This is a genomic window from Nocardia asiatica NBRC 100129 (assembly GCF_000308415.1).
GTDB classification, from domain to species: Bacteria; Actinomycetota; Actinomycetes; order Mycobacteriales; family Mycobacteriaceae; genus Nocardia; species Nocardia asiatica.
In genome coordinates this window covers 1-12331 of record NZ_BAFS01000273.1, presented here as the reverse complement: position 1 = coordinate 12331, position 12331 = coordinate 1, and the positions used below count along the sequence as shown (strand labels likewise).

13 protein-coding genes are annotated in these 12331 nt (G+C 69.9%); 10 read left to right on the top strand and 3 right to left on the bottom strand.

All coding sequences use genetic code 11. The features are described 5' to 3' along the window. The 5 genes from ON27_RS25975 to ON27_RS25955 form a co-directional block, all read left to right on the top strand. Window positions 1-420 (top strand): ROK family protein (locus tag ON27_RS25975; RefSeq protein ID WP_043733337.1); only part of this gene is annotated, 420 nt, incomplete at its 5' end. An 81-nt stretch (window positions 421-501) separates the two neighbouring features. Further along, complete coding sequence (locus ON27_RS25970) at window positions 502-1239, top strand: phosphoglyceromutase (RefSeq protein WP_043733330.1); 738 nt, start codon at window positions 502-504, stop codon at window positions 1237-1239. Window positions 1240-1570: 331 nt separating this feature from the next. Next, a complete protein-coding gene (locus ON27_RS25965; RefSeq protein ID WP_043733326.1) occupies window positions 1571-3628 on the top strand; it encodes a CocE/NonD family hydrolase in 2058 nt (685 codons plus the stop codon). Between the two features lie 199 nt (window positions 3629-3827). After that, window positions 3828-4247: a YciI family protein gene (locus ON27_RS25960; protein WP_043733323.1), complete on the top strand. Its 420-nt coding sequence runs from the start codon at window positions 3828-3830 to the stop codon at window positions 4245-4247. Between the two features lie 31 nt (window positions 4248-4278). Then, window positions 4279-5571: an RNA polymerase sigma factor gene (locus tag ON27_RS25955; protein WP_043733319.1), complete on the top strand. Its 1293-nt coding sequence runs from the start codon at window positions 4279-4281 to the stop codon at window positions 5569-5571. Window positions 5572-5581: 10 nt separating this feature from the next. Here ON27_RS25955 and ON27_RS25950 read toward each other — a convergent pair whose 3' ends face one another. After that, window positions 5582-6241, bottom strand: coding sequence for an NADPH-dependent F420 reductase (locus ON27_RS25950; RefSeq protein ID WP_043733317.1), 660 nt, complete (start codon window positions 6239-6241; stop codon window positions 5582-5584). A gap of 90 nt (window positions 6242-6331) precedes the next feature. Here ON27_RS25950 and ON27_RS25945 point away from each other — a divergent pair, with 90 nt between their 5' ends. The 3 genes from ON27_RS25945 (at window position 6332) to ON27_RS25935 (ending at window position 8799) form a co-directional block, all read left to right on the top strand. Beyond that, the gene (locus tag ON27_RS25945) at window positions 6332-6736 is read left to right on the top strand and encodes a winged helix-turn-helix transcriptional regulator (RefSeq protein ID WP_051047004.1); all 405 of its coding nucleotides are present in this window, start codon (window positions 6332-6334) and stop codon (window positions 6734-6736) included. 141 nt (window positions 6737-6877) lie between these two features. Beyond that, window positions 6878-8113, top strand: a complete 1236-nt coding sequence (locus tag ON27_RS25940; protein ID WP_043733315.1) for a sensor histidine kinase — start codon at window positions 6878-6880, stop codon at window positions 8111-8113. After that, on the top strand, window positions 8110-8799 hold the full coding sequence (locus tag ON27_RS25935; RefSeq protein ID WP_043733312.1) for a winged helix-turn-helix domain-containing protein: 690 nt from the start codon (window positions 8110-8112) through the stop codon (window positions 8797-8799). Before ON27_RS25940 ends, ON27_RS25935 begins: the two co-directional genes overlap by 4 nt. Before the next feature lie 72 nt (window positions 8800-8871). Here ON27_RS25935 and ON27_RS25930 read toward each other — a convergent pair whose 3' ends face one another. Continuing rightward, complete coding sequence (locus ON27_RS25930) at window positions 8872-9201, bottom strand: hypothetical protein (protein ID WP_043733309.1); 330 nt, start codon at window positions 9199-9201, stop codon at window positions 8872-8874. A gap of 108 nt (window positions 9202-9309) precedes the next feature. Further along, window positions 9310-10182, bottom strand: coding sequence for a DUF3109 family protein (locus ON27_RS25925; protein WP_051047003.1), 873 nt, complete (start codon window positions 10180-10182; stop codon window positions 9310-9312). Window positions 10183-10247: 65 nt separating this feature from the next. On the opposite strand from ON27_RS25925, the gene ON27_RS25920 reads away from it, so the two are divergent. Together ON27_RS25920 and ON27_RS25915 are read left to right on the top strand one after the other, a co-directional pair. Next, complete coding sequence (locus ON27_RS25920) at window positions 10248-11282, top strand: Ppx/GppA family phosphatase (protein ID WP_043733306.1); 1035 nt, start codon at window positions 10248-10250, stop codon at window positions 11280-11282. Beyond that, a partial coding sequence (locus ON27_RS25915) for a hypothetical protein (protein ID WP_043733303.1) occupies window positions 11279-12331 on the top strand: 1053 nt, incomplete at its 3' end. The genes ON27_RS25920 and ON27_RS25915, both read left to right, overlap by 4 nt.

Below are 12331 nucleotides of genomic sequence, written 5' to 3'. Positions count from 1 at the left end.
TGGGAGGTCCCGTGCGGTTGCGGGGGCCGCGGCTGCGTCGAAGCGGTCGCCGGCGGCATGTCGTCGGTGCGCTGGGCGCGCGAGCAAGGCTGGTCCGGCGGAACGGGTGCGCGCTTGGCCGCGGACGCGCAGGCGGGCGACGAGATCGCTGTCGCCGCGCTGCACCGGGCGGGTACCGCTCTCGGCGCGGCGATCGCCTCGGCCGCCGCCCTGCTGGACGTCGACCGGGTGGTGATCGGCGGCGGATTCGCGCAATCCGGTGCGCCGCTGTGGGATCCGCTGCGCACCGCGGTGCGGGAGCACGCCGGGCTGAAGTTCCTGCGCGGACTGCGTGTGGAACTGTCCGCGATCACCCACGGCGCCACACTCGTGGGCGCGGGTGTGCTCGCCGCCGAGCACACCGCTGGCGAACCGGTCTGACTTCGCGCTTTCCCCGAGCCGGCGCCTGCGGCGGGCGGGAACCGATGCGACCCGGTCGAGCGCGCATGGGAGGATGACCGCATGACGTACTCCCTCGTGCTGCTGCGCCACGGCGAAAGCGAATGGAACGCCCTGAACCTGTTCACCGGCTGGGTGGACGTGCATCTGACCGACAAGGGCATCGCCGAGGGCAAGCGTGCCGGGGAACTGCTGGCCGAGCACGGCATCCTGCCGGACGTCGTCTACACCTCGCTGCTGCGCCGGGCGATCTCCACCGCGAACATCGCGCTGGACGCCGCCGACCGGCACTGGATTCCGGTGATCCGCGACTGGCGGCTCAACGAGCGGCACTACGGCGAACTGCAGGGCAAGAACAAGGCCCAGATCCGGGACAAGTACGGCGACGAGCAGTTCATGCTGTGGCGCCGCAGCTACGACACCCCGCCCCCGCCGATCGACCCGGCCAATGAGTACAGCCAGGAGGGTGATGCGCGCTACGCGGGCATCGAGGTCCCGAAGACCGAGTGCCTGCTCGACGTGGTGAACCGGATGGTCCCGTACTGGGAGTCGACCATCTCCAAGGACCTGCTGTCCGGCAAGACCGTGCTGGTGGCCGCGCACGGCAACTCGCTGCGCGCGCTGGTCAAGCATCTCGACCAGATCTCGGACGAGGACATCGCGGGCCTGAACATCCCCACCGGCATCCCGCTGGTCTACCACCTCGACCAGGATCTGCGCCCGGTGCGCCCGCGCGAGTACCTCGACCCGGAGGCGGCCGCCGCGGGCGCCGCCGCCGTCGCGGGCCAGGGCGGGAAGTAAGCCTCCGTACGCACATTCCGACGCGCTGTCATCTTCGGGTGGCAGCGCGTCGTCGCGTTCGGCCGTGTTCATCCTCTGCCGCGTGCTGGGCGGACGTGCGCGACACGCCGGGCGGGCGGTACGCCGGTCCGGCTTCGGTCGTGAGCCATGATTCCGATGCTGTAAATGGGTCCAGACTCGTCTGGCCAGCACAAACGTCGCGAGATCCGCAGCTCGATCGGCATATGTGAACCTTTGTTTCGTGCTCCGGTGTATGTTACCCCTGTTCTTACCGACGGGTAGGAAGGTAACGCTCGGTCGCTCGGCCGGTACGAGAGGTGGAACACGTCCGATGAAGTACGCGTTGCGGGTCTCAGTGGCGGTCGTCGCCGCCGCGGTGCTCGCCCCCTTCCTGACGAGCGGCGCGGGCGCCGCGCCGTTGCCGACCGGCCCCGACGGTGGGGCAGCTGGAGTGGAGTGGACGGCCACCCAGGACGCCACCCAGCAGTACCCGAACATCCACATCACTTGGGACGTCCCCATCACGATGAGTGACGGCACCGTTTTGAAGGGGAACGTGTACCGTCCCGCGGATGCCTCCGGGCGGCCCGTCGACACGCCGACGCCGACGATCGTCAACCTCACGCCGTACACCAAACTGGTCTCGAACCTGGCCGACCACGCGCAGTCCATCCCCGGCCTGTCCGACGCGCTGATCGAGCTGTTCCGGCAGATCGACATGAGCGGCACCCCGCTGTCCGGCGTCACCGACCTGACCAAGGCGTTCGGCGGCGGCGAACTGCGCAATTTCACGGTCGACCGGCAGCTGATCAAGAGCGGCTACTCCCAGGTGGTCGTCGACGTGCGCGGCACCGGCTTCTCCCAGGGCGTCTGGGACATGCTGCGCGGACGCGAGCAGCAGGACACGCTCGAGGTGATCGACTGGGCGTCCCGGCAGCCGTGGTCCACCGGGCGGATCGGCATGAACGGCATCTCCTACTCCGGGATCAACCAGGTGCAGGCCGCCGAGCAGCGCCCGCCGGCCTTGCGGGCGATCTTCCCGGTCGTGCCGGGCAGCGACCTGGTCAACGACGTGCTCGCGCCCGGCGGCGGCTTCGGCTTCAACTTCATCCCGCTGTGGCTGACCGCGATCAACGGCCTCAAACTGATCCCCGACCTGGCCTCGGTGCTCAACGGGCAGCTGGACACCAGGTGGCTGGCCGATCGCGCCCGAGATCCGTTGACCTTCATGGACGTCCTGCTGAACGTCTACACCACCGCGCGTCTCGAGGATCTCGATCCGCGCGCCAAGGAACTGCTGACCGACGGCTCCCCGCCGCGGCAGGACTGGCTCGGTGATCCGAGCGGGATCCGGACGCCGACCTTCGTCACCGGTGGCTGGCACGACCTGTTCGCCTACTCCGAATCCAAGATCTACAACGAGATCCCGCTGCCGCCCGGCCAGAAGCAATTGCTGATGGGCAACACCTATCACCTCAACTCGGGCAACGAGTACGGCAAGCCGGGCCTGCCGCCGCGGCTGGACGTGCTGCAGCGCGCGTGGTTCGACAAGTGGCTCAAGGACATCGACAACGGCATCGATCGGTACGGCCCGGTCACCTTGCGCCAGCAGGGCGGCGGCTGGATCACCACCGACTCCTTCGCCGCGCCGGGCGCCCAGGCGGGCGCGCAGCAGGCGGTGCACCGCCGGATGTACCTGTCGGCGGCGCCCAGCGGCACCGCCGACAGCCTCTACGACGGCTCGCTCAGCCCGGAGGACAGCGGCGAACCCGCGCGTCTGACCGTCGCGCCCGGTCTGACCAGCCTGTGCTCCAACGACGCCGCCCAGGGCACCGCCGGTGTGCTGTCGGTCATCGACGGCTGCGCGAAGGACTCCCGTATCCAGGAGCTGAACGGGCTGACCTTCACCAGCGCCCCGGTCGCCGAGCCGACCTCGATCTCGGGGCGGATCGCGGTGCGACTGAACACGGTGCAGGACACCGCCGACGGCTACTGGGTGGTCACCGTGAACGACGTCGCGCCGGACGGGCAGTCCAGCGTGTTGTCCTCGGGGCAGCTCATGGCCTCGCTGCGGGCGATCGACGAGGCGAACAGCAGCAAGTCGGCCAACGGCGACTACACCGATCCGCGCCCGTTCACCTCGCTGGAGCAGCGGCAGCCGACGGTCCCGGGCGAGGCGACCACGCTGGACATCGCGTTGCCCGCCACCGAGGCGCTCCTGCAACCAGGCCACCGCCTGCGCGTCGACGTGTACGCGGGCAACTTCCCCAAGGGCCTGCCCATCCTGCCCATGCTGATCGACACCGGCTTGCGCCCACAGCATTTGGAGCTGGACCCCGGCCGTCCGAGCTTCGTCAACATCCCGATTCGCGGTAATCCGGGGTGGTAGAGCCGGGGCGCGGTTCGAGCGTGCACCCGTCGCGCATCATGGTCGACGCCGCGGGGTATGGGTGCGGGTGCACGCTCCGATCGGCGGCTCCGAGATCGGTCGAAAAAATTTCCGGGCGTGTGTCGATCTTCCGGATGCCCCGTTCGACCTATGGGTGAGAGGGTCCAGAGAGGGATCCGAACAGCCAGGGAGACGAACCATGAAGTACATGCTCATCATGCGGGCCACCGACGAGGCGTTCGCGGCGATGGCGAACATCGACTTCGACCAGATGCTCGAAACCATGGGTAAGTACAACGACGAATTGATCCGGGCGGGCGTGCTGGTCGCGGCGGAAGGCTTGGAGGACGCCGCGGAGGGCGTGGTGGTCGACTACAACTCCGAGACCCCGGTCGTCACCGACGGCCCGTACGGCGAGACGAAGGAACTGTTCGGCGGGTTCTACATCCTCAACGTCGCGTCGAAGGAAGAAGCGATCGAGTGGGCCAAGCGGATGCCGATGATCGGCCCCGGGTTCAAGACCGAGATCCGCCGGGTCCCGACCATCGACGAGTTCCCGCAGGACAACGTGTGGATTCAGAAAGAGCGGGCGTGGCGCGAGGCCACCGGTCAGCTCTGAACGGATCGAGGGGCGAACGGATCGAGGGGCGATGGGCGACCACACCGGCCGTGAAGCCGTCGCGGCGGTCTGGCGGATCGAGTCCGCGCGGATCGTAGGCGCGCTCGCGCGGTATACCGGTGACTTCGCGCTGGCCGAGGACCTGGCGCAGGAGGCGCTGGCCGAGGCGCTGGTCACCTGGCCGCGGGAGGGCGTGCCGCGCAATCCCGCCGGGTGGCTGCTCACCGTCGGCCGCCGTCGCGCGATCGATGCGTTCCGCCGGCGCTCCGCCCTGGATTCGAGGTACGCCGCGCTCGCCCGGGACCTGGGCGAGGGCGGCGCCGTCTCGGGCGGCGCACCGGCCGATCCGGCCCGCGACGCCGAGGACGTGCTGTGGGACCCGGACCGGATCGATGACGATCTGCTCGCGTTGATGTTCATCTCCTGCCATCCCGTGCTGTCGCGGGAAGCGCGAGTGGCGCTCACGTTGCGCGTGGTCGGCGGTCTCACCAGCGACGAGATCGCCAAGGCGTTCCTCGTTCCGGCCGCGACTGTGCAGGCTCGGATCACGCGGGCGAAGAAGACCCTCGCGGCGGCCCGCGTGCCGTTCGAGACGCCGCCGGCCCAGGAACGGACCAAGCGCCTCGGTTCGGTGCTCAGCGTGATCTACCTGATCTTCACCGAAGGGTCCTCGGCCAGTTCCGGGGCGGACCTGATCCGGCTCGACCTCGCCAGCGGAGCCCTGCGTCTGGCGCGGGTGCTGACCAGGCTGGTGCCGGACGAACCCGAGGCGCACGGCCTGCTGGCGCTGCTCGAACTGACCGCGGCGCGCTTTCCGGCCCGCACCGGGCCGGACGGTGAGCCGGTGCTCTTGGAGCACCAGGACCGCCGCCGGTGGGATCGCTCCGCGATCCGCCGGGGACAAGCCGCCTTGGCCCGTGCCGAGCAGGCGGGCCGGGGCTTGGGCGCCTACGGGTTGCAGGCGGCCATCGCCGAATGTCATGCCGTCGCGTCGTCGGTCGAGGCGACGAACTGGGAACGTGTCGTGCTGATCTACGAGGCGCTGGGCCGGCTCGCGCCGTCGCCGGTGGTCGACCTCAACCGCGCGGTGGCGGTCGCCATGGCGCAGGGGCCTGCTGCGGCGTTGCCGATCGTGGATGAGCTGGTAGCCGCCGGGCCGCTGGCGAGTTCACACCTGTTGCCGAGCGTTCGCGGGGAACTGCTCGTTCGGCTGGGCCGCCCGCAGGAGGCGCGCACCGAACTGGAGCGCGCCATCGGCCTGTGCGGTAACCAGCGCGAGCGGGCGGTGCTGGAGCGCAAGCTCGCCGACCTCGGCTCGGCTTGATCCGCCGACGTCAGTCGGTGACGGCGAACGCGGCCGCCAGGGGCGGGAACATCGCGCGGGCATCGTGTCCGGCGAACCAGAGACCGACGGTGAACACCGACAGGGCCTCCAGGTAGCGGGCCCGGTGCAGCCCGCCCGCCGCCATCGGCTGCAGCCCGAGGTCTTCGGCCAGCGCCGCGACCGCTCGCACCGCGGCCGAGTCGTCACCGCACAGCGGCACCGCCAAGCGGCGGCCGTCGAAGACGCGAGCTTTCGCCTCCCACACTTCGGCGGCACACAGGTTGAACGCTTTCACCACGTGCGCCCCTGGTGCCTGCGCCGCGATCCGTTCCGCGACCGCGTCCTCGGCGAGCACGAACGCGGTGACTCCCTCGGGCGCCGCCGCGTCCGGGGCGAAGGCGTTCGTGCAGTCGACGATCGTGCGGCCGGGCAGCAGGTTCCCGACGGCGTTCAAGACCTCCGGCAAGGCGGGGACCGGCAGCGCGAGCAGCACGACATCGCCGAAAGCCGCGGCGTCGCCGATCGTTCCGGCCCGCGCGCCGATCGCGGCGGCCAGTTCCCCCGCGGCGCCGGCGGACCGGGCGCCGACGAGCACCTCGTGACCCGCCGCGCTCCAGCCGCCGCCGAGCGCCCGCGCCATCGCGCCCGCACCGATGATTCCGATTCGCATTCCAACTCCTGACTCGACAGTGTCCGCCCACGACGCTAGGAATTCCGATGGGCACTCCGGGGTGCGCTACGGCGCTGGCAAGCTGGAACGATGAGCGCGGCACCGATCGAACCGGGCACCGCCGAGCGGGTGGACTTCGCGCCCTACGGCGACTTCGAATCCGACTGCCCCGCCCGGATGGGTGTGGACATCTTCGGCAACTCCTGGTTGCCGGTGATCGTGTACATGCTGCGCGAAGGGCCCATGCGCCCCGGCGAGCTGCGCACGGCCATCGGCGGGATCAGCCAGAAAATGCTGACTCAGACGTTGCGCCGAATGGAACGGATGACGCTGGTGCGCCGTCGCCGCTACGCCGAGGCGCCGCCACGGGTCGAATACGAGCTGACCGCCGCGGGCGCGGACCTACTGCGCCCGATCTACGCCCTCGGTGCGTGGGTGGATGTACACGGCCGCGCCGTGAGCGAGGCGCTCGCCGCCGACGACGAAGCGGACTGACCGCCCGGTGAATACGCTGCGAGTACGCCATGTCGAACAGTGCGTAAACATGCGGCTAACGGGGCCGGAAGGGCCTGTGACCTGCGCGAAACTTCGCGTACCCGGCGTTGGCCACCCCGTCGGCGACCGTACGATTCAAGTGTGAGTGTTCCCCAGGCCGTGCTGCTGGCCATCTTGGCGGCTGTCGTCGGCCTGGCAGTCGGCGGGCTATTGATCCCGTATGTGAATGCCAGGCAGGCCGCGCGCAGGCAGGCCGAGTCCGGTCTCACCATGTCCCAGGTTCTCGACCTGATCGTGCTCGCCTCCGAGAGCGGCATCGCGGTGGTGGACGAGTACCGCGACGTAGTGCTGGTCAATCCGCGCGCGGAGGAACTCGGGCTGGTCCGCAACCGCCTGCTCGACGAGCGCGCCTGGGCCGCGGTGGAGAAAGTGCTGGCCACCGGCGAATCCGCCGAGTTCGACCTCACCGCGAAGAATCCGGTCCCCGGCCGCGGCCGCATCGCGGTGCGCGGCGTCGCCAGGCAACTGTCGCGTGAGGAGACCACCTTCACCGTGCTGTTCGCCGACGACGATTCCGAGCAGGCCCGCATGGAGGCCACCCGCCGCGATTTCGTCGCGAACGTCAGTCACGAACTCAAGACGCCGGTCGGCGCGATGAGTTTGCTCGCCGAAGCTCTGCTGGAATCCGCCGAGGACCCGGAGGCCGTGCGACACTTCGGTCAGCGCGTGCTCGGTGAATCGCGCCGCCTCGGCAAGATGGTCACCGAGCTGATCGCGCTCTCCCGCCTGCAAGGCGCGGAGAAACTGCCCGAACTCGAGGTGGTGGACGTGGACACCGTGGTGATGCAGGCCGTCGATCGCTCCCGCACCGCCGCCGAAGCCGCCGGGATCACGGTGAGCACCGACCGGCCCAGCGGACTCGAGGTGCTCGGCGACGAGACCTTGCTGGTCACGGCACTGTCGAACCTGGTGGAGAACGCGATCGCCTACTCCCCGGCCGGTTCGCACGTGTCGGTGAGCCGCTCGCTGCGCGGCGATCACGTGGCGATGGCGGTCACCGACCGCGGCATCGGCATCGCCAAGGAGGACCAGGAGCGGGTGTTCGAGCGGTTCTTCCGGTCCGACAAGGCGCGTTCGCGCTCCACGGGCGGCACCGGACTGGGCCTGGCTATCGTCAAACACGTGGCCGCCAACCATAACGGGGAGATCACCCTGTGGAGCAAGTTGGGCACCGGATCGACGTTCACCTTGCGCATACCCGCCCACCACGAAGCAGGCGCCGACGACGACCACGACGGCGCCGTGGTGGGCACGAAAGAAACAAGCCCGCGTCCTACCGGACCGGGCCGACCGAATGGTGTGGAGGCACGCAGATGACGAGTGTTCTGATCGTCGAGGATGAGGAGTCGCTGGCCGATCCGCTCGCGTTCCTGCTGCGCAAGGAGGGTTTCGAGGTCACCGTGGTCGGTGACGGGCCGTCCGCGCTCGCCGAGTTCGACCGGTCCGGTGCGGACATCGTCCTGCTCGACCTCATGCTGCCCGGCATGAGCGGCACGGACGTGTGCAAGCAGTTGCGCACCCGCAGCGGCGTTCCGGTGATCATGGTCACCGCGCGCGACAGCGAGATCGACAAGGTGGTGGGGCTGGAACTGGGCGCCGACGACTACGTCACCAAGCCGTATTCCGCGCGCGAGCTGATCGCGCGCATCCGCGCCGTGCTGCGCCGCGGCGCGGGCGACGAGCTGGACGGCACCAACGAGAGCGGCGTGCTGGAAGCCGGTCCGGTCCGGATGGATGTCGACCGGCACACCGTGATGGTGAACGGCAAGCCGGTCACTCTGCCGCTGAAGGAGTTCGACCTGCTCGAATACCTGCTGCGCAATTCCGGGCGGGTGCTCACCCGGGGGCAGCTGATCGACCGGGTGTGGGGCGCCGATTACGTCGGCGACACCAAGACGCTGGACGTGCACGTCAAGCGACTGCGCTCGAAGATCGAGGCGGACCCGGCCAAGCCGGAGCATCTGGTCACGGTGCGCGGCCTGGGCTACAAGCTGGAGGCGTGAGCGCCCGCGCCCGGCGCGGTACACGAACGGCCGAGAGCACCGCGGTGTTCTCGGCCGTTCTGTCGGCGTACATCAGGGGAAGTAGATCCAGGTGGTGCCCAGCGGGGTCTCGGTCTTCTGCAGGGTGATCCAGCCCAGATCGTCTTCCTGCATGCAGTTGTAGAGGTCCGCGGTGTTGGTGCCACGGCAGGCGATGGTGTGCGAGGTGCCGTACGGGCTCGCGATCAGCAGCTTGCCCGCGGCCTTGGCGTTGACCGCGGCCGGATCGGTGGCCGAGACGAACTCCGTGGTGAAGTCGTAGAACTTGTGCGGGTCGCCGTTCGGCTCGGCGTGGGCTACTCCGGTCAGCGAGAGGGCGGCGCCCAGTGCGAGGGTCGCCGCGGCGAGAACTTTCTTGGACATAACGGCACATCAAACCCTATCCGGGTGAAGCTCGCATGGCGGCGGGGTGAACCCCCGCGAGGTGGGACCGGGCGCGGCGACCCTACTGGGCGCTCGATCGGCAAACGATCAGGCGACCGGATCGGCGCCATCGCGCATCCGGTCGGCGTGCACCGTCGCCGGGTGGACGGCGATCAGGCCGAGGCCCTCGCGGCGTTTGCAGTGCCGGGCCAGCTCCGCGTAGGCGGGCGCGCCGATCAGCTCGGTCAGCTCGGGGCCGTAGGACTGCCAGACCGGCTTGCTGCCGACGTGGGCGTCGGGTGAACCGGAGCAGTACCAGTCCAGGTCGGCTCCGCCGGGCCCCCAGCCGCGGCGGTCGTATTCGGTGATCACGGTGCGCAGGATCTGCACGCCGTCGGGCCGGTCCACCCACTCCTGGGTGCGGCGGATCGGCAGCTGCCAGCACACGTCCGGCTTGACTTCCAGCGGCTCGATGCCGCGCCGCAGAGCCATGGTGTGCAGGGCGCAGCCGACGCCGCCTGCGAAACCGGGACGGTTGAGGAAGATGCACGCGCCTTCGAACCGGCGGGTGCGCAGCGCGGGCTCGTCGTCGAGTTCGTCGAGTTCCAGATAGCCGCTCTTGGTGACCTTGCCCTGCGCGTTGACCGCCTCGCCCCGCAGCTGCCAGTCCTGCGGTGTGAGCAGCTTCACAGCGCGGCCCAGCCGTTTGCGGTCGTCCTCGTCGGAGAGGAACGCGCCGTGCGAGCAGCAGCCGTCGTCCGGCCGGTCGGACAAGATGCCTTGGCAGGCGGGTGTGCCGAATACGCAGGTCCATCGGGACAGCAGCCAGGTCAGATCCGCGACGATCAAATGCTCGTCGTTTGCGGGATCGACGAACTCGATCCACTCACGGGGAAAATCAGGGTCCACTTCGGGGGCCGGGTCGATCTTCCCCGCTGGTCGGGGCCGGGTCGGGCTGCTCGGGGATGCGCCTACCGTCACGAAATAGGACGCTAACAGTTCAGTCGCCTGGGCTGAAGTGCCGCATCACCCAGTACCGTGTTCATGTGCGGCTTGGGGTACTCGATGTCGGAAGCAATACCGTTCACCTGCTCGTGGTGGACGCGCATCGCGGCGGTCACCCCCTGCCGATGAGTTCGACCAAGGCCACCTTGCGCCTGGCGGAGAACATCGACGACGCGGGCTGCATCACCGAGGCGGGCGCGCAGAAGCTGATCGACACGGTCGCCGAATTCGCCAGCATCGCCGAGACCTCCAACTGCGTCGAGTTGATGCCGTTCGCCACCTCGGCGCTGCGCGAGGCGGCCAACTCCGAAGAGGTGCTCGCCCGCGTGCGCGCCGCGACGGGCGTCGACCTGCGGGTGCTGACCGGCGTCGACGAGGCGCGGCTCACCTTCCTGGCGGTGCGCCGATGGTACGGCTGGAGCGCCGGGCGCATCCTCAATCTGGACATCGGCGGCGGCTCGCTGGAAATGACCAACGGCGGCGACGAGGAACCCGACGTCGCGCTGTCGTTGCGGCTGGGCGCGGGCCGGTTGACCAGGGAATGGCTGCGCGAGGACCCGCCGGGCAAGCGCCGGGTGGCCGTGCTGCGCGACTGGCTCGACGCCGAGTTGGTGGTGCCCGCGAAGAAGCTGCTCGAGCCGGGCAAGCCCGATCTGGCCGTTGGCACTTCGAAGACATTCCGGTCCCTCGCCCGGTTGACCGGGGCGGCGCCCTCCACGGCAGGTCCGCGGGTGCGTCGTACACTCACGAGCTCGGGTCTGCGCCAACTGATTGCGTTCATCTCGCGGATGACGGCGGCGGACCGTGCAGAATTGGAAGGCGTAAGTTCCGATCGGTCACAGCAATTGGTGGCCGGCGCATTGGTCGCGGAGGCGAGTATGCGGGCACTTTCGCTGGATTCCTTGGAGATTTGTCCGTGGGCGCTGCGTGAAGGGCTCATCCTGCGCAAACTGGATACCGATATGAATGGTGGACCCGAAGCAACGTACTCAGCGCGCGCGGCGGCCCGAGACGGTGGCCCGGCGCCCGGCGGCGGCGCGACGCTGCCCAGCTCGATCGGGACGGTGTCGTCATGAGTGAGGACTCCAAACAGCTGTCGGTCGCGGAACTGCTGGCCCGCAACGGCCAGCAGGGCGCCTCGTCCGGTGGCGGCAGGCGCCGCCGCGGTGGCCGAGGCATCTCCGTGGCCGAACTGACCGGCGACCTGCCGGTCATCCGGGAGGGCGGTAGTCATTCCGCGCACGCCGCGCCGGATTCCGGCGCGGAGGAGCAGGCCTACGCGCCGCCCTCGTTCGACCCTCCGGCTCCCGAGCCGGTGTCCTACGCGCCGGAGCCGCAACCCGACCTGTCGTCGTATTCGCCCATGTCGGGCCCGATTTCGATGTACGACCCGCTGGCCGGTTACGCGCAGCCCGACCCGCCGCAGGCCGATCCGCCGCCCGGGCGATCGAGCCGGGTCATGCCCGGCCGGGAGATGCCGTCCTCGCGGCACGGCACCTACGACCCGCTCTCGCCGGACACCCCGGTGTCCGATCTGTTCGCGGCCGCGCCCGGTCCGTACGTGCCGGACCCGCTCGGTGGCGGCGTCGCGGAGACGCCGCCGCGTTCCGGACGCAGGCGCAGGCGCGAGGAGCCCGAGGAGGAGGCCACCGAGGTACGGTCCTGGCACGAGGTCCAGGCCGAGCCGTTCGGACGGGACGCGCTGTCCGACCGCCGGGGCGCCGAACCCGGCCGCGGCGGCCACGCGGAACTCGACGATCCCGGCTTCGGCCGCTCGTCCCTGCCGGAGCGCAACGGCGCCCGAGGCGGTCGCGCGGCCAGGCGCAGGGCGGCGGAGGCCGCGGAAGCGGCCGAGGATCTCGGGCCCTCCACCGCGGCCTGGTCCCCGTCCACCGGCGGTTTCGCGCCGGAGTCGGAACCGTTGCCGTTGCCGCCGCCGCCCGATCCGAGACCCAAGCCCGGCAGGCCCGTTCCGCCGGAGCCGCAGCCGGAGGCGCAGCGCAGACCGGCCCGGCGGGGCGGTACGGGCGAGAACGGTCTGCCGGCCTGGTCGGCCCGGCGGCACAAGACGCAGGCCGATCCGGCGCCCGAATCCGGCGCCATCCCGACCGCCGCGTGGTCGCTG